Source organism: Serratia sp. NCCP-200 (assembly GCF_059697885.1).
This window is the reverse complement of sequence record NZ_BAAKUJ010000004.1, coordinates 388530-412800: the sequence shown is the minus strand read 5'-3', so window position 1 is coordinate 412800 and position 24271 is coordinate 388530. Positions and strand designations below refer to the sequence as shown.

The 24271-nt window shown below is 54.6% G+C and carries 22 protein-coding genes; 10 read left to right on the top strand and 12 right to left on the bottom strand.

All coding sequences use genetic code 11. From position 1 onward, the window contains the following. Positions 1-40 precede the first annotated feature (40 nt). From AC6HVW_RS16345 to AC6HVW_RS16325, 5 genes are all read left to right on the top strand, one after another. Positions 41-496, top strand: coding sequence for a lipocalin-like domain-containing protein (locus tag AC6HVW_RS16345; protein ID WP_021180797.1), 456 nt, complete (start codon positions 41-43; stop codon positions 494-496). After that, positions 493-1161, top strand: a complete 669-nt coding sequence (locus tag AC6HVW_RS16340; protein WP_071681579.1) for a glutathione S-transferase family protein — start codon at positions 493-495, stop codon at positions 1159-1161. The genes AC6HVW_RS16345 and AC6HVW_RS16340 overlap by 4 nt, the downstream gene beginning before the upstream one ends. Before the next feature lie 46 nt (positions 1162-1207). Then, on the top strand, positions 1208-1615 hold the full coding sequence (locus tag AC6HVW_RS16335; protein WP_071681577.1) for a VOC family protein: 408 nt from the start codon (positions 1208-1210) through the stop codon (positions 1613-1615). A gap of 388 nt (positions 1616-2003) precedes the next feature. After that, entirely contained in the window at positions 2004-3365 is a 1362-nt protein-coding gene (locus AC6HVW_RS16330; RefSeq protein ID WP_039995975.1) for an NCS2 family permease, read from the top strand. A gap of 184 nt (positions 3366-3549) precedes the next feature. Continuing rightward, positions 3550-5199 (top strand): Na+/H+ antiporter, encoded by a 1650-nt coding sequence (locus AC6HVW_RS16325; RefSeq protein WP_024483960.1) that lies wholly within the window; start codon positions 3550-3552, stop codon positions 5197-5199. A 36-nt stretch (positions 5200-5235) separates the two neighbouring features. Here the strand turns inward: AC6HVW_RS16325 and AC6HVW_RS16320 are convergent, their stop codons facing one another. Both AC6HVW_RS16320 and AC6HVW_RS16315 read right to left on the bottom strand, forming a co-directional pair. After that, positions 5236-6963 (bottom strand): SulP family inorganic anion transporter, encoded by a 1728-nt coding sequence (locus AC6HVW_RS16320; protein WP_071681575.1) that lies wholly within the window; start codon positions 6961-6963, stop codon positions 5236-5238. Between the two features lie 199 nt (positions 6964-7162). After that, positions 7163-8041: a LysR family transcriptional regulator gene (locus AC6HVW_RS16315; RefSeq protein WP_071681573.1), complete on the bottom strand. Its 879-nt coding sequence runs from the start codon at positions 8039-8041 to the stop codon at positions 7163-7165. Between the two features lie 134 nt (positions 8042-8175). Here AC6HVW_RS16315 and AC6HVW_RS16310 point away from each other — a divergent pair, with 134 nt between their 5' ends. Next, on the top strand, positions 8176-8598 hold the full coding sequence (locus AC6HVW_RS16310; protein ID WP_071681571.1) for a CidA/LrgA family protein: 423 nt from the start codon (positions 8176-8178) through the stop codon (positions 8596-8598). Then, the gene (locus AC6HVW_RS16305) at positions 8591-9280 is read left to right on the top strand and encodes an LrgB family protein (protein WP_021180789.1); all 690 of its coding nucleotides are present in this window, start codon (positions 8591-8593) and stop codon (positions 9278-9280) included. Before AC6HVW_RS16310 ends, AC6HVW_RS16305 begins: the two co-directional genes overlap by 8 nt. 30 nt (positions 9281-9310) lie before the next feature. On the opposite strand, the gene AC6HVW_RS16300 is transcribed toward AC6HVW_RS16305, so the two are convergent. Then, complete coding sequence (locus AC6HVW_RS16300) at positions 9311-10000, bottom strand: CTP synthase C-terminal region-related (seleno)protein (RefSeq protein WP_071681569.1); 690 nt, start codon at positions 9998-10000, stop codon at positions 9311-9313. A gap of 228 nt (positions 10001-10228) precedes the next feature. Further along, positions 10229-11149, bottom strand: a complete 921-nt coding sequence (gene lpxP / locus AC6HVW_RS16295) for a kdo(2)-lipid IV(A) palmitoleoyltransferase (protein WP_071681567.1) — start codon at positions 11147-11149, stop codon at positions 10229-10231. A 361-nt stretch (positions 11150-11510) separates the two neighbouring features. On the opposite strand from lpxP, the gene AC6HVW_RS16290 reads away from it, so the two are divergent. Continuing rightward, positions 11511-14828: an autotransporter outer membrane beta-barrel domain-containing protein gene (locus tag AC6HVW_RS16290; RefSeq protein ID WP_497569552.1), complete on the top strand. Its 3318-nt coding sequence runs from the start codon at positions 11511-11513 to the stop codon at positions 14826-14828. 79 nt (positions 14829-14907) lie between these two features. Here AC6HVW_RS16290 and fis read toward each other — a convergent pair whose 3' ends face one another. The 8 genes from fis to AC6HVW_RS16250 form a co-directional block, all read right to left on the bottom strand. Next, positions 14908-15204 (bottom strand): DNA-binding transcriptional regulator Fis, encoded by a 297-nt coding sequence (gene fis / locus AC6HVW_RS16285; RefSeq protein ID WP_000462905.1) that lies wholly within the window; start codon positions 15202-15204, stop codon positions 14908-14910. Positions 15205-15221: 17 nt separating this feature from the next. Then, on the bottom strand, positions 15222-16190 hold the full coding sequence (dusB, locus tag AC6HVW_RS16280; protein ID WP_039995973.1) for a tRNA dihydrouridine synthase DusB: 969 nt from the start codon (positions 16188-16190) through the stop codon (positions 15222-15224). Positions 16191-16545: 355 nt separating this feature from the next. After that, positions 16546-17280, bottom strand: coding sequence for a carbonic anhydrase (locus tag AC6HVW_RS16275; RefSeq protein ID WP_071681564.1), 735 nt, complete (start codon positions 17278-17280; stop codon positions 16546-16548). Between the two features lie 191 nt (positions 17281-17471). Beyond that, positions 17472-18353 (bottom strand): 50S ribosomal protein L11 methyltransferase, encoded by an 882-nt coding sequence (gene prmA / locus AC6HVW_RS16270; RefSeq protein WP_497569551.1) that lies wholly within the window; start codon positions 18351-18353, stop codon positions 17472-17474. 10 nt (positions 18354-18363) lie between these two features. Beyond that, on the bottom strand, positions 18364-19809 hold the full coding sequence (gene panF / locus AC6HVW_RS16265) for a sodium/pantothenate symporter (RefSeq protein WP_071681562.1): 1446 nt from the start codon (positions 19807-19809) through the stop codon (positions 18364-18366). Then, the gene (locus AC6HVW_RS16260; protein ID WP_071681560.1) at positions 19799-20041 is read right to left on the bottom strand and encodes a YhdT family protein; all 243 of its coding nucleotides are present in this window, start codon (positions 20039-20041) and stop codon (positions 19799-19801) included. Before AC6HVW_RS16260 ends, panF begins: the two co-directional genes overlap by 11 nt. Positions 20042-20172: 131 nt before the next feature. Next, positions 20173-21132: a sugar kinase gene (locus AC6HVW_RS16255; protein WP_071681558.1), complete on the bottom strand. Its 960-nt coding sequence runs from the start codon at positions 21130-21132 to the stop codon at positions 20173-20175. Positions 21133-21142: 10 nt separating this feature from the next. Further along, positions 21143-21973, bottom strand: coding sequence for a DeoR/GlpR family DNA-binding transcription regulator (locus AC6HVW_RS16250; protein ID WP_071681655.1), 831 nt, complete (start codon positions 21971-21973; stop codon positions 21143-21145). Positions 21974-22375: 402 nt separating this feature from the next. On the opposite strand from AC6HVW_RS16250, the gene AC6HVW_RS16245 reads away from it, so the two are divergent. Continuing rightward, positions 22376-23230: a tagatose bisphosphate family class II aldolase gene (locus AC6HVW_RS16245; RefSeq protein WP_021180778.1), complete on the top strand. Its 855-nt coding sequence runs from the start codon at positions 22376-22378 to the stop codon at positions 23228-23230. Positions 23231-23298: 68 nt separating this feature from the next. Beyond that, the gene (locus AC6HVW_RS16240) at positions 23299-24189 is read left to right on the top strand and encodes a substrate-binding domain-containing protein (RefSeq protein WP_497569550.1); all 891 of its coding nucleotides are present in this window, start codon (positions 23299-23301) and stop codon (positions 24187-24189) included. Positions 24190-24271: the final 82 nt, after the last annotated feature.

Genomic DNA, 24271 nt, shown 5'->3' with positions numbered 1-24271 from the left:
ACAACTACCTTTTAACCAGGGCGTTTAAGGAGTGTATGTGATGATGGCAGACCGGTTTATTGGCAGTTGGGCGCTGGTTTCTTCCGTATTCAAAGGGGAGGATGGGGCAATACATCACCCTTTGGGCGAGCAGGTGTTGGGGCGGCTCAACTATGAGGCCAGCGGCACTATGGCGGCGCAGCTCTATAGCGCAACGCGGCCAAGGTTTGCCTCGGAGGATTTGGCTCAGGGCAGCGATCGAGAGATCCGCCCCGCCTTTGTGAATATGCTTTGTTACTTTGGCCGCTATCAGATTGATGAAGATAAACAGTGCGTCATTCATCGGGTCGAGGGGTGTTCGTTCCCCAACTGGCTGGGTAGCCAGCAGATCCGCTTCTACAGTTTCACTGGCGAGACACTCACATTACGCACCGTGCCGTTGCAACTGGACAACAGCGTGCAAATTGGCGAATTGGTGTGGCAACGGCTCCAGGCCGCTGAGGGAGAAAAATCATGATTATCGTGCATCACCTGAACAACTCGCGTTCGCAGCGTATTTTATGGTTTCTGGAGGAGCTCGGTGTTCCCTATCAGGTTCTGCGTTATCAACGCGATAAAACCACCATGCTGGCACCGCCCGAATTGAAAAAGATCCACCCGTTGGGCAAATCGCCGGTAGTGGTAGACGGCGATCTGACACTGGCCGAGTCGGGCGCCATTATTGAATACCTGCAGGAAGCCTATGACGCACAGGGGTTATTCACGCCCACGGATTTTCACGCTCGCCAGGAGTATCGCTATTGGCTGCACTATGCAGAAGGGTCGTTGATGCCGCTGCTGGTAATGAAACTGGTGTTTAGCCGTTTAGGACACCCGCCGATCCCATGGGTGATACGCCCAATTGCCGGGGCGATTGGTAAAGGGGTACAGAAAGAGTATCTGGATAAGCAGATTGTCACGCATCGCGATTATCTGGAGCAACACCTGAATAAAAGCACCTGGTTTGTAGGCAATGAATTCAGCGCTGCGGATATCCAGATGAGTTTCCCTGTGGAGGCGCTAGCTGGGCGAGGCGGGCTGGAGGGGTGCCCGAAACTGCAAAACTATCTGCAACGCATTCACGCGCGTCCTGCGTATCAGCGGGCTCTGGAACAGGGTGGGCCGTTTAGCGTGCTGGGGTGAAGGCTTGAACTATACTCGATAGGGTCACTTTCATAGGAGGTAGCCCATGGCTACGCAAATTTTTGTTAACCTGCCCGTCAGCAATTTGCCCGCTTCTATCGAGTTCTTCCGCCAACTGGGGTTTATCTTCAACCCGCAGTTTACCGATGACACTGCCGCCTGCATGGTCGTGAGTGAGAGTATTTATGTGATGTTGCTGACTCACGAGAAATTCCTACTGTTTACCCCCAATCCCGTCAGTGATGCCAACAAAGCGACGGAAGTGCTGATTTGCCTGTCGCAACCCAGCCGTGCTGCGGTAGATGCGTTGGTACGCAAAGCCATTGCTGCCGGTGGCAATACTTATAATCAGCCACAGGATTACGGCACTATGTATGGCCATGGCTTCCAGGATTTGGATGGTCATATCTGGGAGTTGATGTACATGGATGAGCAGGCGATGCAGTCGCAATAATCTTTTCCGCCCCAAGCTGTCGGGGCGATCTCCCCTCTTCAAGTCGTAATGTGATAAACCTCACATCTTCAACAATGCGCGTTCGCAATACGTTTTCGCATAAATTGTCGCGATCTTTAGTTGATCAGACGGCATAGAAGGCTAGATAATCGTTTGCCTTGAAAATCCCTCCCAGTAGCGTTTGGGATTTTTGGGGATAAGACCACCATAAATCACCCGCTGCATGCGATGAGAGTTAAACGTTTGCCTTTTACACGGCGTCTGTTGCCGCGTTCCTGAAGGGTAAGGAAGCGAACGTGACGGAAACGGTTTCGTAATGACCATGCATCAGTGGGATAACAAGCCACTTCATCCAGGCTGGCAGCAATGAAAAACAGGGGACAGCAACATGTCGAATTCTCAAGCAAATAACGCCGTGACACCCAAAGGCGGGCTTGATGCGTACTTTAAACTTACAGCACGGGGTACCAACGTGCGTCAGGAAGTGGTGGCAGGGCTAACCACCTTCCTGGCGATGGTCTACTCGGTGATCGTGGTTCCCAGCATGCTGGGTAAAGCCGGTTTCCCACCGACTGCGGTATTCGTTGCCACCTGCCTGGTTGCCGGTTTGGGGTCGTTGCTGATGGGCTTGTGGGCCAACCTGCCGATGGCGATTGGTTGCGCCATTTCACTGACGGCGTTCACCGCCTTTAGTCTGGTGCTGGGTCAGCAGATCAGCATTCCCGTGGCGCTGGGCGCGGTATTCCTGATGGGGATCCTGTTTACCATTATCTCGATTACCGGTATCCGTTCCTGGATCCTGCGTAACCTGCCAATGGGAGTGGCGCACGGGACCGGTATTGGTATCGGCCTGTTCCTGCTGCTGATCGCGGCTAACGGTGTCGGCCTAGTGGTGAAAAATCCGCTGGATGGTTTGCCGGTAGCGCTGGGAGCATTTACCTCATTTCCGGTGGTGATGACGTTAATCGGCTTGGCAGTGATCTTCGGCCTGGAAAAGCTGCGCGTGCCTGGCGGTATCTTGCTGGTCATTATTGCCATTTCGGTTATCGGCCTGATTTTCGACCCTGCGGTGAAGTATCAAGGGCTGTTCGCCATGCCTAGCCTGGCGGGGCCGGATGGCAAATCGCTGATCTTCAGCCTGGATATCATGGGGGCGTTACAGCCAGTGGTGTTGCCAAGCGTGTTGGCATTGGTGATGACTGCGGTGTTCGACGCCACGGGTACCATCCGTGCGGTCGCCGGGCAGGCCAATCTGCTGGATAAAGATGGCCAGATCATTAACGGTGGCAAAGCGCTGACCTCTGATTCCCTGAGCAGCATCTTCTCCGGGCTGGTTGGGGCTGCACCTGCCGCGGTTTATATCGAATCTGCCGCGGGTACGGCGGCGGGCGGTAAAACCGGCCTGACGGCCACCGTGGTTGGGCTGTTGTTCCTGCTGATCCTGTTCCTGTCGCCGCTGTCCTATCTGGTGCCTGTTTACGCCACCGCTCCTGCGCTGATGTACGTTGGCCTGCTGATGTTGAGCAACGTCACCAAGCTGGACTTCGACGACTTTGTCGATGCCATGGCCGGTTTGCTGTGCGCGGTGTTTATCGTGCTGACCTGTAACATCGTGACCGGCATCATGCTGGGCTTCAGCTCGCTGGTGATTGGCCGCGTGTTCTCTGGTGAATGGCGTAGGCTGAACATTGGTACCGTGTTAATCGCGGTGGCGCTGGTGGCATTCTATGCGGGTGGTTGGGCAATTTAAGCCTTTCTTCAACGGGGCCATCCTCCGGCCCCGTCGTTCATTTCCTTAAGACTATTCTCCCTCTTTTCTGCGACGTGTTTTGAAAGGCACAACAAGCTTTATAACTGAGAAAAAAAGTGATCTACTATTCGGACACTGTTACCCGCGCGCTTTGGTGATCTGAACTTAAGAGTCTAAGGAAAGCATGGAAATATTTTTTACAATCCTCATTTTGATCCTGGTGGTCTCCCTGTCTGGGGTGGTAACACGCATGTTGCCGTTCCAGATCCCGTTACCCTTGATGCAAATTGCCATTGGGGCCCTGTTAGCCTGGCCGAATTTCGGGCTGCACGTTGATTTTGACCCCGAACTGTTTTTAGTGCTGTTTATTCCGCCATTGCTGTTTGCCGACGGTTGGAAAACACCGACACGCGAATTCCTGCACCACGGGCGTGAAATCCTGGGGCTGGCATTGGTGCTGGTGCTGATCACCGTTGTCGGAGTTGGGTATCTCATTTACATGATGGTCCCGGGTATTCCGTTGGTTGCTGCGTTTGCGCTGGCGGCGGTGTTGTCACCTACCGATGCCGTGGCACTGGGGGGTATTGTTGGCAAAGGGCGCATTCCCAGAAGCATCATGAGTGTGCTGGAAGGCGAGGCGTTGATGAATGACGCTTCCGGCCTGGTATCGTTAAAATTTGCCATCGCGGTGGCGATGGGCACCATGGTGTTCACCGTCGGTGGTGCCTCCATGGAGTTTCTGAAGGTGGCGATCGGTGGTCTGCTCGCCGGTGTAGCGGTGACCTGGACCTACAGTAAATCGCTGCGCGTGATGAGCCGTTGGAGCGGAGACGATCCGGCCACGCAGATTGTGTTGCTGCTGTTATTGCCATTTGCCTCTTATCTGATTGCCGAACATATCGGCGTGTCCGGCATTCTGGCTGCCGTCGCGGCGGGGATGACCATCAGCCAGTCTGGCGTGATCCGTAACGCACCGCTGGCCATGCGTTTGCGCGCTAACAGCGTCTGGGCGATGCTGGAGTTCGTGTTCAACGGCATGGTGTTCATCATGTTGGGGCTGCAACTGCCGGGGATTTTGGAAACCTCGATTGTGCAGGCTGAACTGGATCCGACTATCGAGACCTGGTATCTGTTTACCGACGTGGCGATTATCTACGCCGCGCTGCTGGTGCTGCGTTTCAGCTGGCTGTGGGTGATGAAAAAGGCCAGTAATCGTTTCATGAAAAAGCGCCCTCTACAGTTTGGCGATTACAGCATACGTGAGCTGTGGGTCGCTTCTTTCGCTGGTGTGCGTGGGGCGATTACGCTGGCCGGTGTGCTCTCTATCCCGCTGTTACTTAGCGATGGCACCGCCTTCCCGGCGCGCTATCAGCTGGTGTTTATCGCCGCAGGGGTGATCTTGCTGTCACTGATCGTTGGCGTACTGGCGTTGCCGTTATTGCTGCGCGGGGTGCATGTCGCAGACAAGAGCGCCAGCAAGACCGAAGAGCGCATGGCGATTGCCATGGCTGCCGAGGTGGCGATTGAGAGCATCAACAAGATGGAAGAGAGGCTGGTGGCAGACACCGAGGAAAACCTCGATCCGCAGGTGCTCAAAGAGGTCAGTTCCAGGGTGACCGGAATGTTGCGGCGGCGTATTGCCAGTAAAGACGATATCGAAAATGCGCTGGCGTTGGAAAACCTCGAGCGGCGTTTCCGTTTGACCGCCTTGCGCGCGGAGCGTGGTGAGCTTTATCACCTGCGCGCCACGCAAAAAATCAGCAACGAGACGCTGCAAAAACTGCTGCACGATCTCGATCTGCTGGAAGCCTTGCTGGTTGAGCGAGAAGGCTAACCACATCTTTACGGGGGCCGCTATGCGGCCCCTATCTTATTCAGCCAAGGCTTCGGCATCTCGAGCCCCTTGCGCTTTACTCTCCTTGCTTTGGATCAGCTTCAACGCCAGATACAGGTCGGGAACCAGGATCAGTTTATTCTCCTTGCTGCCGGAGCGATCCAGGCGAAACCAGCGTGTCAGCTCGGTACGGCGGCCTGCGAGCACCAGGCCGATCCCCCGTAGTTGCAAATCCCGCTTCAATTCCTCGATAGCGGCCAACACGCTAATATCCGCATGGGTGAAGCTGGCCACCGCGTCAATAACCACCCAACGTGGATGGCCCGGAGCTCCATTTACCAGAGTGGTGATCCGCCGCTTGAAGTAGGCAACGTTAAAATAGGTCAACGGCGAATTAAAGCGGTACATAATGACGCCATCGACAGGCTGGACGCCGTTGCTCTTACCCAGCGAATGGATCATACCGTCTGCATTGACCCCCAGTAGCTGTTCGGTTGGCCGGAAAACCGTCTGTAGAAACTGCAACAGACCCAGCAGCACCGCCAGCCCAATGCCGGGAATGATCCCTACCAGCAGCACGCTCAAGAAAGTAAACAGCGCCAGATAGAACGCGGGGCGATTGCGTTTGCGCAACCGGAAAATGTTACGCATATCCAGCAGTGACCAAGAGGCGTAAATCAGCACCACGCCGAGCACCGGGATGGGGATAAACTGCAGCGGCTCGCTAAAAAATGCCACTACCAAAGCGATCGCCAGCGCGGCAATCACCGAGACCAACTGACTTTTTCCGCCGTTGGCATCATTAACGGCGGTACGAGAGTTGGCACCGCTGATGGCAAACCCCTGCGAAAGCCCGGAGACGATATTCACCAGCCCCAGTGCGCGAAACTCGCTGTCGGCGTCAACCTCGTAGCCATTCTTTGCCGCAAAACTCCTGGTGGTCAGCATCATGCTGACAAAGCTGACGACGGCCAGGTTGAGCGCCGGGATCACCAGATCGCGCAGCAGCCCGGGTTTAAAATCAGGCCATGACACCATGGGCAAACCGCCACCGGTATAGCCCCCAACCGTTTCAATGCCGAAGCGCGGCAAATTCGCCGCCCAGGTCAACGCCGTCGTCAGCACCACGGCGAACAGCGGTGCGGGCCAGTTAGGCCGGGTATAGTGGACGCCAAGCAGGATAAGCAGCGTCAGAAGTGACATAAGCACCGTGGGCCAATGGCTGTTGAGCAAGTTAACCGGCAGTGCGTATATGCGTTCAATCAGCTCGCTGGAGGGCGAGGAAAACCCGAATATCTTGCTGATCTGATTAACGATAATCGTAAGCGCCACGCCGTTGAGCAACCCATTGAGGATCGGGCGTGACAGCAGGTCTGCAATGGCTCCCAGCTTGAAGCGGCTGGCAATCAGGCACCAGGTTCCCATCATTAGGGTCATCACGATGGTCAATTGCCAGTGCAGCTCGGTATGGCCAGCCGCTAGCGGAGTGACTACTGCTGCGATGACCGCGCAGGTGGCTGCATCAGGCCCGACGATCAACTGACGCGATGAGCCAAAAATGGCGTAGGCGATCATCGGGAGGATGCAGGAGTAAAGACCAACGATGGCGCTCACGCCAGCCAGCTCGGCGTAGGCAATCGCCACCGGTAATGCCACTGCCGCCACCGAGAGGCCAGCGCGGATATCAGGTTTCAACCAGCTACGCTCGTAAGCGAGCAGGTTCATCAGGCCAGGCGCGATACTTTGGAGGGATTTCCGCTGCATATCTTTTCCATCCGGCTGAATAAAGGGGCATGCTGTCTCTTTCGTTGGCCGGAAGAGTAAATCAGCGGTTTTTTTGTGATTTTGGGTGAGCATTAGCCGAAGTATAGCAGGGGATTATGACGTGAATTTGCTGCCGTTGTGGAATGAGAGAGGGGGGCTCTGGTTATCAGTAAAAGCTAATCCCCCTCAACTTATGCGCCTATGACCAATACTCCCGGCAGCAGGCAATCCAGGCCTGGGCGCTGTGAGAAAGGTAGCTGCCCTGGCGCCAGATCAGCCCCACTTGCCACTCCATTCGTGGCTCCAGCGGCAGCCAGATCAGGTTTTCTTTATCCAGCCATTGGCAGACTGGCTCCGGTAAGGTGGCAATTCCCACTCCGGCCTGCACCATCGCTGCCAGAAAGTCCCATTGGCCGCTGCGTACGGCAATCTTGGGTTCGAAGCCCGCCTTCTGAAAGGCCGCCATCAGCATTTTATACAGCGTGAAGTCTTCGTTATAAATCAGGATTGGCCACTCGGCCAGCTCATTGATCGCGATGCTGGTGCGGTTGAGCCAGTGTGCCGTCTTTGGCACAACTACGCACATCGGGTGGCTTAGCAGGGGCAAAAAGGTCAACGGCTGGTCAGATACTGCGGGCAGTATCGTCATCGCCAGGTCCAATTCTCCGGTTAGCACCGCCTGTTCAACCGAAAGGCCGCCCAGTTCGGAGATCTTCAATTCGATCCCCGGATAGGTCTGGCGGAACTGACGGATCAAACCGGCGATCTGCCTGCCGACCATCGGTGGAATACCCAGCCGCAGCACCCCCTTTTTCACCGAGCTGATGTCCTCCAATTCGGCTTCCAACTGGCGGAACTCATCGAGGATCGCCAGGCCGCGCTGATAAACCGCCTGCCCGCTGTCGGTGAGGTGCAGCTTGCGCCCTTCGCGTACCAGCAGTGTGCACTCCAACTCATCTTCCAGATGGCGCAACATCTTGCTGATGGTGGGCTGGGTAACAAACAGCTTCTCGGCCGCGCGGGTGAAACTTTGCTGGCGGACCACTTCCACAAAATAACGTAGGGTGCGGACATCCACTTTGGGCTCTCCTGAAGGCGGTGCCGCCGGGAAACTATTCCCTTACGGCATGATGTTGATGATTTTAATTCATTTCAGGCAGGGTTTCCCGGCTGCGTATACTGTAAGCCTTGATTTTTTCTGAGGTTGCTTTCATGTCTCTGGCGTTACGCCGTGCTGCGCCTGCTTTGCTGACTCGCTTACAGGTGCCGATCCAGGTAGTGCTATATGCCTTGTTATTCCTGCTTGCCGATCGGCTGGTGCAGCAGTTTCATCTGCCTTTGCCTGCCAATATCGTGGGGATGTTGATGATGTTGGCGCTGATCCTGCTGCGCATTTTGCCGCTCAACTGGGTAAAAGCGGGATCGCGTTGGTTACTGGCCGAAATGCTGCTGTTTTTTGTGCCAGCTGTAGTGGCGGTGGTGAACTATGCCCAACTGTTGATGGTGGAAGGCTGGAAGATTTTTCTGGTGATTGCCATCAGCACCATGCTGACGCTGGGAGCGACCGGGCTGGTGGTGGATCGCGTTTATCGCTTCGAGATCTGGCTGCAACGGCGGAAAATGCGTAATGAATGACGTGATCCTCAGCATCACCTGCTTGGTGGTGACATTGGTACTCTACTTTGCCAATAAACGGCTCTACCGCCGCCGTCGTAGCCTGCTGTTGATGCCGTTGGTGCTGACGCCGATGGTATTGGTGCTATTGCTGGTGGTGACGCACATCTCGTATCAGAGCTATATCGGTGAAACGCACTGGCTGCTGTGGCTGCTTGGCCCAGCAACCATCGCCTTTGCCGTGCCGGTATATGAAAACCTGCATATAATCCGCCGCCATTGGCTTTCTCTCAGCGCCGGGGTGCTTACCGCAGTGGTGGTAGCCGTTTACAGCTCGGTGTGGCTGGCCCGTTGGTTGACGTTACCGGATGAGGTGCAGCGCAGCTTGGCGGTGCGTTCCATCACTACGCCGTTCGCGCTGGAGGCGGCGAAACAGATGGGCGGCCAACCCGACTTGGTGGCACTGTTTGTGGTGATCACCGGCGTGTTTGGCATGGCGGTAGGCGATATTCTGTTCCTGCGCCTGTCGGTGCGCAGCGGTCTGGCGAAAGGGGCGGGGTTTGGTGCCTCTTCCCACGGTGCCGGTACCGCCAGAGCCTATGAGATAGGCCAGCAGGAAGGCGTGGTGTCTAGCCTGGTGATGATGTTGGCGGGGATTATCACGGTGATCGGGGCACCCTTGATTGGCCGGTTAATGTGGTAATCAGGGGACTGGGTTAGCCCCCGGCAAGGCTTATCGAGCAGCCTGGATCAGGGCCACAATCAATGGGGAAAGTTCCCCACGTAACGCTGCACGTTCTGACTGGAATAGGGTAGCGGCATAAAAACGGTGCCCTGGCAGTTCCACCGAGCGGACATCGCCTTCAATGTCACGCCCACTGATGATCAGTGGGTGTTGCTCCAAATCCGCCACAAATTCAGGGTTAACTCCAAAGTTACAGTGATAGCCTTCGTGAGTCTCCTGCTTGCCATAGGCGTGGGCGATCAGTGAATTGGGCTGAAACAGGATGGTGCCGGTTTTCTCAACCAGTGAACAACTCAGCGGTGCGATCACCAAGCGGCCCACGCTATCGGTCTCCGCGTGGCCAGCATCGTGCCAACCCATTACATTGCGTGCATATTCCACCACCGCATACTGAAATCCACCGCAAGATCCCAGAAAGGGGATGTTTTGCTCGCGAGCATGGCGGATGCTCATAAAGACGCCGTCATCGTTGCGATAGGGGCTGCCAGGGACCACCCAGATAGCATCGTAACCCTGCAGGACAGAGATATCGGTCAGGGTTTCTGTGGGGAGCCACTGGGATTGGATATCAATATCGAGGTGTGAGGCGGTAAGTTGGAGAGCGACGGGAATGGCCTGGTGGGCAACGGCTTCGCTGCGGTAATCACCAATCAGAGCAAGACGAACCTGCGTTTTCATCGTTTCTTTTCCTGAGCGGGTAAAAAAGGATGTTACAGCAGAGTTAAAAACGGGTCTGTGAATTTTTCAAAGGAGAGCACAAAATGCGCGAGGGATTGAGAGCGTGCTACAGATTGGTTGCCGTACCTGATTTCGGCTCAGTTCGGCTCCCTCTCCCTGTGGGAGAGGGTTGGGGTGAGGGGGGATTGCCGATCTTGTCTGATCAACATCACCCTCCAGAAAGCGGATTTAATATAGCGAAGGAGAACCCATAGGGCGCGTCTTGAAGCGGCGATGCAGCCACAGATATTGCTCCGGAGCGCGCATGATCTCTTTTTCTACGACTTTATTCATATAAGCGGCGGCGGCCACTTCATTGTCGATTGGGTAGTCTTCTAACGCCGGTTGGATCAGCAGATCGTAGCCACAGCCTTTCGGGCGGCGGATCAGTACGACCGGTACCAGCGCCGGTTTGGCCATGCGGGCCAGCATAAAGGTCCCGCTGGTGGTGGCGGCCTGATCAACGGCAAACAGCGGGGCAAACACGCTGCCACGTGGGCCGTAATCCTGATCGGGGGCAAACCATACGGCTTCGCCGCGCTTCAGGGCTTGCACCATGCCGCGCAGATCTTTGCGATCCAGCATGGCTTTGTTGGAGCGCATGCGGCCTTTGGTCTGCGCCCATTCCATCGCCTTGTTATTGTGTGGGCGATACATGGCCATCATCGGCTGACACAGGCCCATCGCCCGGCCGCCCAACTCCAGCGACATGAAATGCACCCCAATCACCAGCACGCCACGGCCATTTTGCTGGGCCTGTTTCAGGTGGTTGATGCCGCTCACGTTAAACCAGCGCTTCACGCGTTTATCTGACCAGAACCAGGCCATGCCGGTTTCCAGCAGACCCATGCCGAGGGATTCGAAATTACCGATAATTTGACGTTCGCGCACTGCTGCATCCATCTCCGGGAAGCACAGTTCAAGATTGCGGCGGGTGATCGACACGCGGCGTTTCAGGAAGCGCATAGAAGTGCGGCCCATCCAGCCCCCGAGCCTATGCAGCACGGGATAGGGTAGTTGAACCAGCAGGAACAGGACCGCTAGGCCAAACCAGGTGAGCCAGTAGCGAGGGTGCAGCAATGCACGTTTAAAAGTTTGTGGACGCTTCATATTAACTCTGTATGCGAAATGGGGTAGAAACCTGTAGCGCATAAAGAAGCGACTCAATAGCGATACCATACTCTGACACCCAGTCATGACGATCGTTTAGCCGTTGACTAAACCTTTACATTCGAAGGGCGGTTCGCATTGCTATTAGCCTTCGGAAGGACGGCTGCTCGCCAGCGAAGGGGGCTCTCGTACTCACGATTATACCACACAAAGCGTGGGTGTGAGAGTGGGCGGGGACATGTGCCCAAGTGGCTATCCGTGGGCCATCTGGATATCTCCTGTTAGTACTGTTGATTCTTTGTTTAAACGAGGTATGTCCTTCTATACTGGAAGTAAATGGTTCCTTTCTTTGCATACAAGGATGGTTGATTTGAAAAAGCTTTTCATCACGGCGGCGTTAACCAGTTTTTTCGCCAGTCACTATAGCTACGCCGCAGACAGTTACCTGGTTTATAACACGAATAATGTTGCCGTCTTCCAGGTACGTTTCTTTGATGTGGGTGATGGCCCTTTTATGCCGGACTATCCGCAACCAATTGAGTCGACCTGGGATCTGAATCAACAACAGAAAGAAAAAATACTGGATGCCATGCGGTACTGGGCTGAAATTATTACCCCCAAACCCGATCAACTGCCGGCCATCATCAACGTAGGTACTTTTGATGAGGTGAACGCTGCAGGCTCCAGCGAATCGGTCACCGATGGTGTAATCACCATTACCCAATTGCAGGGGGGGTTAAACGGTATTGATACCGGCGAGTTAACCTTCGGTTCTCATGGCCAATTTATCATGGGAAAAATGGATTTTGACCATATTCCCTATGTCCCAGCGCAATTACCACGCTCCGGAAAAACGGATCTGGTCAGTGTTGCCGTTCATGAGCTGGCTCATGGGCTGGGTATTTCTAATATGGCCACCGATTGGGCTGGGGAAGGGACATTTACCCCAGCTTTTGACACCGATATGCCTTTCGGCTCCTGGACTGCGCATCTGCGTGACGATAATGGAAACCCAGCTCGGCCAGGTCAGACAATATTATGCGAGGGATGTAATAACACTTGGGATCCGCAAGGCTTTGATGTGCGCCTCGATAAGGGTTATTTCACGGGCAAACACGTGGATGAAGTGCTGGCGGGGGCGATGCCCGGCGTTCCGGTAAGAATGTTGGCTGACGATGGCTCGGTTGACGATAACTATATGAGCCATATCGAGCTGAAAAACAGCATGATGAGCCACCAGGATTACCGCAACTACACCACGTTTATGGAAGCCGAGTTGGCGTTATTGCAGGACATGGATTATCAAATCGATAGGCGTAATTTCTTCGGCTTTTCGCTCTACGGTGATGGGCAGACGCTGGTTAATCGACATGGTTACTTTTTACGTAACAAGCAGGGCGATGGCTATATCACGGGGCAGTATAACACCGCGACATTGGGCGTTGGCTTGCATGTTTACGGCAGCAATAACCACATCTTCCAGCAAGCGGATCTGTTAACGCAGGGTGCCGGTGGGGCAGGTATTCGTATCGATGGGCAAAACAACACGCTGAACATTGAGCCTGGCACTCGCGTCTACGCAGACGGGGTCAATGGCCGCGGCGTGATGTTTGCTTATGGCAAGAACCATAATCTAATTCAGCGAGGCGATGTTCAAGCGCTAGGCGCTAATGGCGTTGCTCTCAGTTTTGATTTTGGCAATAACCTGCTGGGCAACGATGTGGATTACCGGGGATCCTGGATACATTATGTTGGTGGGCAGGCTGCAACATTATTGCCGGAACTACAGGGGGCGCTGGTCAATAATGCGGATATTAGCGGCCGGGTTGCCGCTAAAGGTGCGGCGATGTATATCTCGCCAAACGCGCTGGTCAACCATATCAATCTATTAAATGGTGCTCAACTGGAAGGGAATATCTACTCGGATTATAACCAGTTGGATGAGCATGGCCAGCAGCGCCTGACCCAGTTTACCTTTGGGCGCCTGGCCAATTTGCAAGGGCAGGCAACCGATCAGTCAGACCCCAATTTCCGGTTCAACTATCGGGGAAATATTGAAGGTATCGATAATCTGGCGCTAAGCACTCGTGGGGGGATCACTTCGCTTAATGGCCACCACCAGATTTACAGCATGTCTATCGCACCAGGCTCCACGCTGGCTGGCAACAGCGATTATACCTTGAACCCGGCGGGCCGCTTTGTGAATGACGGTATCCTCACGCCAGGTAATTCGCTAGGGCAAATCGAGGTCACCGGCCTCTATCAACAGGGCGTGAATGGGCAGTTGCTGTTGGAGGTTGATGGCCGTGGTGGACACGATACCTTGGTGGTGAATGGCCATGCTGAATTCAACGGCCAGCTAACGTTTGCACCGCAGCCAGACTGGTATGCGGCAGACTGGCGGCTGGATTCGGGTGAGATGCTGAAAACCACCTCGCAGAGCGGAGAATTCCGCACGGTGAACGGTTTACTCAGTTCACCTACGCTGACCTTGCAGGCAACGCCGCAGGGTGAGGATCGTTGGCAACTCGCGATGCTGCGTGCTGACAACGCCTACAGCCAGTATGCGCAGGACAACAATGCGCGGCAGGTCGGCCAGGCGCTGGACCACATTGTGTCGGTCGCGGGTGAAGACATCCAGCCGCTGTACCGTACGCTGGACTTTTCTGCCGCCGATGGTGGGAGTATCAGCAGCGCTTTGCCGCAGCTCTCTCCTGCTGCATACAGTGCGATGTTCGCCAGCTCTCTCAATCGTGAACAGCAGATTACGCGGATTGTCAGCGGATCTCATCCCACCACGTCAGAGCAGCAGGTTGCAGGCGAATGGCATAGTTTTGCCATACCCTTTGGTGGCGGTTTCTGGCAGCAGCGCCAAGGTAGTCAGGTTGGCTATGATGCCAGCAGCTACGGCATAGTCTTTGGTGCAGACAAGCGCAGCGAACAGAATAGCGACTGGGTTTATGGCTTCCATGGTGCGGTCAGTGGACAATCGGTAACGGTCAAATCACCGGAGAACGCCAGCGGTAAAACCACGGCTTTCGATCTGGGTATACAGGCTCGTTACGCTGCCGATCGGCAAGCGGGGATGTATTTATTCGGCAATGGCCGGTTTGGCATAGAAGATAGCCGTTTGGATCGCAGCATCAGCGTCGAGACTTATCAAGCGAGCCAACATGCCAGTTGGACCGGGTTGGCAGGTTCTGTTGCTGCTGGTGGCGGCTACCGTTGGGCGCTGAATGACCAATGGAGCGCTGGCCCGGTGGCCGCACTGAATTACACTACCCTGCATCGCCCAAGCGTGACGGAAACGGGCAACGACAGTAGCCGCCTGGCGCTAGGTTCGAGCACTTTTGATTCTCTGCGCTCCAGCATTGGGGTCAACAGCAGTTGGGATCTACCGCTCTCTTCGGGCGCTGCTATTGCTGCCGATCTGCAACTTACCTGGGATCATGAGTTGCTGGATAGCGACGTATCGCAAGAAGCCTCTTTCGCCAACTACCGCGCGGCGAGCTTCAGCAACCAGAATCAGGTGACTGGGCGTGACTCCATGGGGGTGAAAGCCGGGGTTCGTTACCAAATCAATAGGGATGTGGAGCTGGGCTTGGGGGTAGAGAGCGATCTGTTCCGTTCTGGTTATGACTCGGTAGCGGGCAACCTTTCGGCCACCTGGCGTTTCTGACAGGCCGGTATGATAAAAGAAAAAGGCGCTTATCAAATGAGATAAAAGCGCCTTTTTTCAACAGCTTGACTGATTAGTATCAGTTCATGCCGTATTTTTTCAATTTCTTACGCAGTGTACCGCGGTTGATCCCCATCATCAGGGCAGCGCGGGTTTGGTTGCCACGGGTGTACTGCATCACCATGTCCAACAGTGGCTGTTCAACTTCAGCCAGTACCAGCTCATACAGATCGTTAACGTCTTGACCGTTCAGTTGAGCAAAATAGTTCTTCAGTGCTTGCTTAACCGAGTCACGCAGAGGCTTTTGAGTCACTTGGTCCTGTGAGTTCACGGTTGAAACGGTCAGTACGTCAGAATTTACGCGTTGTTCGAACATAGTTCTGTCAGCTCTTTTTATACGCTAAGATTTTCGAAATATGCCTCCAACGCCTCCAGCTGTTCGCTGGCATCCTCTATGGCGTTGAATGTGCGCCGAAACTGGTCATTAGGGGCATGCTCCTGTAAGTACCAAGAGACGTGCTTTCGAGCAATCCGGAATCCCTTGCCTTGGCCGTAAAAGCCGTGCAATTCCCGAATATGCCCTATTAACAAGCGCTTCACTTCGCCAAGTGGCATCGGTGGTAGCAGCTCCCCAGTGTCCAGATAATGCTGGATTTCCCGGAAGATCCAGGGTCTCCCCTGAGCAGCACGGCCTATCATCAGGGCATCAGCCCCAGTGTAGTCGAGCACTGCTCTGGCTTTATGCGGGTCAGTAATGTCGCCATTCGCGATAATCGGAATGGAAACATTCTGCTTAACTGCCCGAATGCTGTCGTACTCCGCGTTGCCGTTGAACAGGCAGGCACGGGTTCGGCCATGAATCGTCAGGGCCTGTATACCACAATCTTCGGCCAGTTGGGCAATTTCTACACAGTTACGGTTCTCTGGTTCCCAGCCGGTTCGGATCTTAAGTGTTACCGGCACATCCACCGCGTTAACCACCGCGAGGAGGATCTGTCTAACCAGATCCGGGTACTGCAGTAACGCAGACCCTGCAAGCTTCCGGTTCACTTTCTTGGCTGGGCACCCCATATTGATGTCGATGATCTGTGCACCGCTGGCCACATTAATGCGCGCCGCGGCGGCCATATCATCAGGATCACATCCGGCTATTTGCACGGAACGGATCCCTGGTTCATCGCTATGTACCATACGCAGACGTGACTTATCCGTGCGCCACACCTCCGGGTTGGAGGAGAGCATTTCGGATACAGCCATCCCAGCACCCATTGCATGACATAAGGTTCTGAATGGGCGATCTGTGATGCCGGCCATCGGGGCCGCAATCAGGCAATTTGTTAACTGGTGGTGTCCAATGCGCATAGACAAAGACTGACCATACTGTGTCCGCAAGGGCGCGTATATTACGCATTTTTTCATTCAGATGAAAGGCCAAACTTTGACCAATCGACAGTTATTGGGCAATAAAAGTGCGTTTATGCACCCTTGATGAAAATATTATGGTTATTTAACAATGCTTTGTATGATTGTGCTTAATTTGCGTACGCTAAAATAATCCATTAACGGCAGGATTTTATCTTTACGCGCCGGTAATAACAGATCGTAACATCAGGTTATTTGTAACATTCTCAGCTTAATACTTTGACAAATCGGCAAGAATGGTGCTGGGAATTACCGCCACCCCAGCGAGGGCAGCGGTAGATGTAGCAGGCAGAAATCAATCGACGATGACGCGGCCGTTGAGCGGCTGTACCGGACGATTGTTGTTATGGTGCACTACCGAGTGGAATTGACTGATTTGTTCGGCAGAAGCGCTTACAGGCTGATCTAGCACCAACCAACTGACCCCTTCAGAGCAGGGTGGCGTCGTCAGTGAACCGCTGAAGCGGTAGAAGTTAAACTGTTTCGGCAGCAGCGCTTTGATATCCAGCGGCTTGTTCAGCACGGCGGTCTGATCGACGGCGGCAGGCATTTGTTGCCAGGCCTGTGCCAGTTGCGGATTGGCTTTACCTGGTTGGAACATCAGGGCCAGCACCGCCAGGGCACCGTCTTTGTCCTTGTAGACAAAGTGCGCTTCCAGTGGGAACTGCTTGCCGTCGATCTCATTTTCGCTCGGGGCGTGGAAATGGAACTGCTGCAGCGTGAAGGTGTCGTTATCCAACTGTAGGGTGTTACCTTCGCTGACGTTGACTTGAATGGTGTGCCCGTTGTTGACGATTTGCTGTTTGCCCGGCTGGAAAGCCAGCTCAAGCTTGCCGTGCTGGGTTTTCAGTGCGCCCTGGATGTTGACCGGGGACTGGTTTTTACCGGTTTCACACAGTGAAAAATCGGGTGAAAGCTTACCCCAATGTGCCGGGTCTTCCTGGCCTTCATAGCCCCAATGAGCATGTTCTGCGGCACCGATCGAGAAGCTGGCGGCCAACAGGGCGGCAAGCAACATTTTTCCTTTCATTTCCTAATCCTTGTCCAATGAAAATACCAATTATCCTGGGTGGGAGGCTCATATGCTGCGGGCCGCCTTCACTCCGAGCAGGAGAATACGCCCAGCAAGTGTCGGGATAAACTGGCGGATTCTTAGGAAAAGAAAAAACCATCGGAACTGTTTAAATTTCCGATGGTTTTTGGCTAGCGGGGAAAATGTAACTAGTTGCGTTGGCCGGTAATGCGGCACCACTCTTCGCGCTCGGCCACCGGGTTGAGGTTGAACTTATCCTGATAGGCTTCGGCTACGCTGGCGGCTTGAGTCGCCAGTACGCCTGACAGGCCCAGATAGCCGCCGGATTTTGGCAGGTCGCTGATTAACGGTGCCAGTTCACGCAGCGGGCCAGCGAGAATGTTCGCCACCACCACATCGGCCAACAGATCGGCCGGTTGGTCTTTTGGCAGATACAGCTCCAGACGCTCTGAAACGCCGTTACGCTGTGCGTTATCGCGGCTGGCCTGAATGGCCTGGGGATCGATGTCGATGCCAATGGCGCGGGCGGCACCAAGTTTTAATGCGGCAATCGCCAGGATGCCGGAGCCACAGCCGAAGTCGATAACGGTTTTGCCAGCCAGATCCAATCCATCCAGCCATTGCAGGCAAAGCGCGGTGGTCGGGTGTGTGCCGGTGCCAAACGCCAGGCCAGGGTCGAGCATGACGTTTACCGCATCCGGATCGGGCACGTCACGCCAGCTTGGGCAAATCCACAGGCGCTCGCCAAAACGCATCGGGTGGAAGTTATCCATCCACTCACGTTCCCAGTCTTTATCTTCCAACTGCTCGATTTTGTGGCGGAAACCGTTGCCCAGCAACGGGTGCTGTTCCAGTATGGCGACCACTTCGGCCATATCGGTTTCGGCATCATACAGGCCGATCACATCGGTATCGCCCCACAGCAGGGTTTCGCCCGGCAGCGGTTCAAACACCGGGTTGTCGTGGGTGTCCTGAAAGGTGACCGACACCGCGCCGCTTTCAACCAACGCATCGCTCAGGTCTTCTGCCTGGCTGCCGGTGGTGTTCAGTTTTAGTTGGATCCAAGGCATAACAATTCTCTCAAGAGGGTAAGGACGACGCCAACTGGCGTTTTTCGCCGTAGACGTTACCGAGATAAAACGCCAACAGGCTGAATAACAGCGAAGGCACAATAGGGTGCAATCCGGCCAGTTGCAGGCCGAAGCTGGCTAATAGCGTATAGCATAACGCACCGGTGACCATTGAGCTAAGGGCACCCTGCGCGTTGGCGCGTTCCCAGTACAGGCCCAACACCAACGGCCACAGGAATACGGCTTCCAGCCCGCCGAACGCCAGCAGGTTCAGCCAGATGATCATTTCAGGCGGACGCCAGGCGGCCAGCAACACCAGCAATCCGAGGATCAGCGTAGTCAGGCTGGAGAAGCGTTTGATCATCTTCTCATTGTTCATCTGCAGCGGGCGTACGCCCAGATAGAGGTCTTTGATGATGGTGGCAGAGGATTGTAGCAGCTGCGCATTGATGGTTGACATGATCGCCGCCATCGGGGCGGCCAGGAAGATCCCAGCAGCGTACGGCGGCAGCACGGTGATCATCAACGTTGGGATCACCTGATCGGGGATCTTCAGATCTGGCAGTACCGCACGGCCCAGGGCGCCAGCAAGGTGCATACCAAACATCAGAATTGCCACCACGATGGTGCCGAGGATAATGCCACGGTGCACGGCTTTGCTGTCTTTATACGAGATACAGCGCACGGCGGTGTGCGGCAGGCCAATCACGCCAAAGCACACCAGGATCCAGAACGAAGCCATAAACGGCAGGCTGAGGATCTGATCGCCACCTTGCGGTGAGACCAACGCTGGATCGATCTGTTGCAGCTTATCAACCGCGCTGTGCAAGCCGCCTGCCGCGTGGATCACCGCAACCAGCAGTAATATCGTACCTATCAGCATCACCAGCCCCTGCATGGCATCGTTCAGCACGCTGGCACGGAAGCCGCCAAACGCGGTGTACAGCGCAATGCTGATACCAAATATCAGCAGGCCAGTGTCGTAAGGAATGCCCGCCGCAGTCTCGAGCAGACGTGCGCCACCGATAAACTGGACCGTCATCGCCCCAAGGAAGGCGACCAACAGACTTAGACTAGCTAGCCACACCAGCAAACGGCTCTTATAGCGTGCAAATAACATGTCGTTAAGGGTGATGGCGTTGTAGCGCCGTGCCAGAATGGCAAACTTTTTCCCCAGCACGCCAAGTGAAAGCCATACGGCGGGCAGTTGGATCATCGCCAGCAGCACCCAGCCAAGGCCGTACTTATAGGCGGCACCAGGCCCACCGATAAACGAACTGGCGCTGATATAGGTGGCGGTCAGCGTCATGGCCAGCACAAAGCCGCCCATCGAACGGTTGCCGAGGAAATATTCACTCAGGAAGTTACCGCTCTGGCGACGGGTATAGGCATACACCGACAGGCCAAATACCAGCAACAGATAGGCAATCAGCGGCAGAATGACCTCAGTTTGCATCGCTATCCTCCAGGGAGATATCGCGGAAGATGCCGCGTACCATCAGCCAGCACAGGCCAATAAACAGCAGCGGTACCAGCAGGCAGGCCATTTCGAACCAGTGTGGCAGCCCGGTGATCCCGGCGTTGCTGTCTGGCAGATAGGCCGCCAGTGACCAGGCCAGCAGGTAAAGCAGCGTCAGGCCCAGTGCCCAGCGTGCTTCGCGGTTAGCTTGAACAAAGCGTTGTTCCATCCGTGCCTCCAAGGGGTTTACGGTTATGGATTGGCAAAGGAGGGGATTTTACGACAAGGGACGGTTTTGCCAAGCCGTTATGTTGGCAATCGGGATAAAAAACCGGCCAAAGGCTGGCCGGTTGATGGGATTTATGCCTGTTGTGCAATAAAATGCTCGATCTGCGCCAGGCTGGATAACCCTTCCATCGGCCCCTTATGGGAAACCGCCAGGGCACCGCTGGCATTGGCGTACTGCAAGGCTTTTTCTGCGCTGAAGCCGGACAGGAACAGGCTGACAAAGGTCGCGCCAAAGCAGTCGCCCGCTCCGGTCGGATCGACCATCTTGCTGCTATAGCCTGGCGTGTGTAGCTCCTGCGTCTGGCCGTTCTGTTGCTGGTAATGGCTGGCCCCTTTCTGGCCTCGCTTGATCACGATATGGCTCACGCCGCTGGCCAACAGTTCCTGCACGATATCCGCTTCCTGCTGGTTTTTGCTGCTGGCAAAGTGGTGCACTTCTCCCTCGCTCGGCAGGAAGATATCGGTATATTCGAGGATGTAATCGAAGGCCTGGCTCATCTCCGGGATATTGAGCATCTCTTTGCGAATATTGGGATCGAACGACACCGTCCCCTTATTGGCCTTGACGATCTGGATCGCCCGGCGCATGGCATCGATGATGCGGAATGAGAACAGCGAAGAACCCATGATGTGGAAATGTTGGCACTGGTTCAGCAAGCCCAGATCGATATGGTCGGCGGTAAAGAAGCCGCAGGCGCTGTTGGGGATATTGAAGATAAAATCGCGTTCCAGCGGATTGCGATAGCTGACAAATGCCGTGCCGGTCGGGGCCTTGTCGATCACGCTGATGCCATCGGTGATCACGCCCTCCAGACGCAGGCGTTCGATATTCAGGCGGCCAAAATCATCATTGCCCACGCAGCCAAACAGCGTGGAGCCAAAGCCAAGCCGCGCCACTTGAGCGGCATAAATAGCCGGTGCCCCGCTGGGGAACGGCCCAAGAAACTCGCCTGGCTGAGTGAATCCCTGATTATAATTTTTTGAAAGGAATTCAACCAGTAACTCACCCATCGTGCAGATGCTAACTGACATAAGTGCCCCTTTATTCCCCGATCGTTTCCCGGTTGGCCCAGGTAAAACATTCGTTATTGGTGTAGCGGATGCTGAAGTCGGATTCGAATAATTGCTGCTGATAATGTTCATTCACGCCACGGTTGGTTACCAGATTATCTACCTGACTGAGGTGGCCGATAGTCCCGATCGCACTGGCCTGAATGGGCAAATGGGTAATGATGGCGGTTTTATTCTGCGCCTTGTCCAGGCAGCGCTGGTAGTGGGACGCCAACAGCGGCTGATCGATATTCAGGATGCCGGAGCTGTCCGTAATGCTGGCCTCGAGAATGCAGTGGTTGATGGTGAACTGTTGGATCACATTATCCAGCGCTTTACCGCTGAGCGCGGTATGTGAGCGGATCAACTCCCCACCTGCGACGATAATTTCACCGTCCAAAAACTGATCGGCCAGGATCGCATGCTGTAGGTCATTGACGATCAGCCGCAGCTTTTTCAGGCCGCTCAGGAACGGGATGATTTTGCGGCAGATGTCGCCGTGGCCGAGAAACAGCGTATCGCGATCGGCAATCATCCTGGCGCAGTGGCGGGCGATTTCCAACTGGTTAGCCAGCGTGAGCGGGGGCAGGGCGAGCCCTGGATCGATCGGCGCCGCCAACGGCTGTGTTGGGGTTGCAATGGCTCCGCCAAAGGATCGCTTGAGGTAGCCTTGCTGTTCCAGATAGCTGAGATCGCCACGGATCGTCACGCCGGAAACCCCCAACTGGGCAGAAAGATCTTCGACCTTGATCTCCCCCTGCTGGCCGACGATTTCAGCAATTTTCAATCTGCGTTTCAGCAGGTTAGATGACTTTCTGGGCACATTCGCCCCCATCGTTAAACGGTAATAAGGGCTACTATATCCTTCATACTTTCTAATTGAAAGTAATACCCACGCAGGCTTTCGCTATTTTGAAAGTCTGCGATGGGTGAACGAACAAGCATATATTTTTACTATTATTCATATTGTTAGATGCTATTTTCGGATGGATGTATACCCGTGGCATGGCGATCTTAAGCGCGCAAATACCGGAACATGCCTTATGTTTCGTAATTGCCATCTGGTTAAGTTACGTTTTGAAAGTTATTTGATAATCTTCGATCCCTGTCACGCTTTTTTGCGCATTTTATCTCTATATTCGGTTTCACTTGGAAAGTTTGTCTAACTAAATTTTCATTTTGTAATTACCGACTGCGGTATCAGGTGCGGGATCGAGGAGAATCGATGTACATCATTTCAAGCAAAAACATGCTGCAGAAAGCGCAGCAGCAAGGGTACGCGGTGCCGGCATTCAACATCCACAACCTGGAAACCTTGCAGGTGGTGGTCGAAACCGCTGCACAGTATCGTTCGCCGGTGATCCTGGCGGGAACGACCGGCACTTACCGCTACGGCGGGCTGGAAAACATCATCATGATCGTCAAGGCGCTGGCGCACGAGTATCAGATCCCGCTGGCGCTGCATTTGGATCATCACGAAGAACCCGCCGATATCTTCCATAAGATCAACGCCGGGATCCGTTCCGTAATGATCGACGGCTCTCACTTTCCTTTTGAAGAAAACGTGGCACTGGTCAAACAAATCGTAGAGTACAGCCACCGCTACGACGCTAGCGTTGAAGCAGAGTTAGGCCGCCTGGGGGGCCAGGAAGACGATCTGATCGTGGAGGGGAAAGACGCTATCTACACCTCTCCAGAGGCGGCGGTGGAGTTTGTTGCCCGTACCGGGATCGATTCGCTGGCGGTGGCTATCGGTACCGCGCATGGCCTGTACCAGTCCGAACCCAAGCTGGATTTTGCCCGCCTGGAACAGATACGCGATCGCGTTGAAGTGCCGCTGGTGTTGCACGGGGCTTCCGGCCTGAGCGATAGCGATATCCGCCGCTGTATCAGTTTAGGCATCTGTAAGGTCAACGTGGCTACCGAGCTGAAAATCGCTTTCTCGGATGCTTTGAAAGCGTATTTCCACCAGCATCCTGATGCCAATGACCCGCGCCATTATATGCAACCAGCGAAAAGTGCCATGCAACGGGTGGTGGAAAAAGTGATTGGCGTATGTGGTTGTGAAGGTCAGCTGTAAATATTAATAAGTTCCCTACAAAACAGTAAGAAAAAACAAGCAGCAATAATAAAAACTGAGGATAGATCATGCATAAATTAAAGATATTAGGCTCCGTGCTGGCCATCGGTCTGGCCATATTTTCGCAGGCAACGTTAGCCAAGGAATATAAAATTGGCGCATCGCTGCTGACGCAACAGCATCCTTTCTATATTGATCTGGCCGATGCAATGAAAGCGGAAGCCAAGAAAGACGACGTGGTGCTGAATATTTCCATTGCCAATCAGGACCTGAATAAACAACTCTCCGACGTAGAAGACTTTATTACCAAGAAGGTCGACGCCATTATTATTTCCCCGGTGGATTCCAAAGGCGTACAGGCGGCGATTATCAAAGCGGAGAAAGCCGGTATTCCGGTGATTACCGTTGATGTGGCCGCCGAGGGGGTGCCGGTGGTCACTCACGTGGCTACCGACAACTACGCCGGTGGTGTCGAAGCGGGCAAGCTGATGGGCAAACTGCTCAACGGTAAAGGCAAGGTAGCGATTATCGATTATCCGGCGCTGCAATCGGTGGTGGCACGCGTGGACGGCTTCAAGAAAGGGCTGGCGGATACGCCTGACGTGAAGATTGTGGCGATCCAAACCGGCATCACCCGGGCGGAAGCGTTAACCGTGGCGCAGAATATGATGCAGGCGCACCCAGATCTGAACGGCCTGTTTGGTTTTGGTGATGATGCTGCGCTGGCTGCGGTGATCGCCGCCAAATCCGCGCGTAACGACAATATCAAGATCATCGGTTTCGACGGGATGAAAGAGGCTCGCGACGCCGTCGATAGCGACAAGACCTTCGTGGCAGTTATCCGCCAATACCCAGACCAAATGGGAGCCAAGGCTATAGATGCTGCCGTCGACCATCTGAATGGTAAACCTGTAGCGAAAATGATCCCGGTCGCACCTGGTGTTTACACCGGTAAATAGCCCCTCACCCCAGCCCTCTCCCACAGGGAGAGGGCGCTGTCCGAAGTATTTTGTTAGCCCATACAACTTCGGAAAATGAGGG

Bases quoted from the DNA above. Each gene is read 5' to 3' on its own strand.
- AC6HVW_RS16345 (WP_021180797.1), top strand. From the start codon at position 41: ATGATGGCAGACCGGTTTATTGGCAGTTGGGCGCTGGTTTCTTCCGTA.
- AC6HVW_RS16340 (WP_071681579.1), top strand. From the start codon at position 493: ATGATTATCGTGCATCACCTGAACAACTCGCGTTCGCAGCGTATTTTA.
- AC6HVW_RS16335 (WP_071681577.1), top strand. From the start codon at position 1,208: ATGGCTACGCAAATTTTTGTTAACCTGCCCGTCAGCAATTTGCCCGCT.
- AC6HVW_RS16330 (WP_039995975.1), top strand. From the start codon at position 2,004: ATGTCGAATTCTCAAGCAAATAACGCCGTGACACCCAAAGGCGGGCTT.
- AC6HVW_RS16325 (WP_024483960.1), top strand. From the start codon at position 3,550: ATGGAAATATTTTTTACAATCCTCATTTTGATCCTGGTGGTCTCCCTG.
- AC6HVW_RS16320 (WP_071681575.1), bottom strand. From the start codon at position 6,963: ATGCAGCGGAAATCCCTCCAAAGTATCGCGCCTGGCCTGATGAACCTG.
- AC6HVW_RS16310 (WP_071681571.1), top strand. From the start codon at position 8,176: ATGTCTCTGGCGTTACGCCGTGCTGCGCCTGCTTTGCTGACTCGCTTA.
- AC6HVW_RS16305 (WP_021180789.1), top strand. From the start codon at position 8,591: ATGAATGACGTGATCCTCAGCATCACCTGCTTGGTGGTGACATTGGTA.
- AC6HVW_RS16300 (WP_071681569.1), bottom strand. From the start codon at position 10,000: ATGAAAACGCAGGTTCGTCTTGCTCTGATTGGTGATTACCGCAGCGAA.
- lpxP (WP_071681567.1), bottom strand. From the start codon at position 11,149: ATGAAGCGTCCACAAACTTTTAAACGTGCATTGCTGCACCCTCGCTAC.
- AC6HVW_RS16290 (WP_497569552.1), top strand. From the start codon at position 11,511: ATGGTTGATTTGAAAAAGCTTTTCATCACGGCGGCGTTAACCAGTTTT.
- fis (WP_000462905.1), bottom strand. From the start codon at position 15,204: ATGTTCGAACAACGCGTAAATTCTGACGTACTGACCGTTTCAACCGTG.
- dusB (WP_039995973.1), bottom strand. From the start codon at position 16,190: ATGCGCATTGGACACCACCAGTTAACAAATTGCCTGATTGCGGCCCCG.
- AC6HVW_RS16275 (WP_071681564.1), bottom strand. From the start codon at position 17,280: ATGAAAGGAAAAATGTTGCTTGCCGCCCTGTTGGCCGCCAGCTTCTCG.
- prmA (WP_497569551.1), bottom strand. From the start codon at position 18,353: ATGCCTTGGATCCAACTAAAACTGAACACCACCGGCAGCCAGGCAGAA.
- panF (WP_071681562.1), bottom strand. From the start codon at position 19,809: ATGCAAACTGAGGTCATTCTGCCGCTGATTGCCTATCTGTTGCTGGTA.
- AC6HVW_RS16260 (WP_071681560.1), bottom strand. From the start codon at position 20,041: ATGGAACAACGCTTTGTTCAAGCTAACCGCGAAGCACGCTGGGCACTG.
- AC6HVW_RS16255 (WP_071681558.1), bottom strand. From the start codon at position 21,132: ATGTCAGTTAGCATCTGCACGATGGGTGAGTTACTGGTTGAATTCCTT.
- AC6HVW_RS16245 (WP_021180778.1), top strand. From the start codon at position 22,376: ATGTACATCATTTCAAGCAAAAACATGCTGCAGAAAGCGCAGCAGCAA.
- AC6HVW_RS16240 (WP_497569550.1), top strand. From the start codon at position 23,299: ATGCATAAATTAAAGATATTAGGCTCCGTGCTGGCCATCGGTCTGGCC.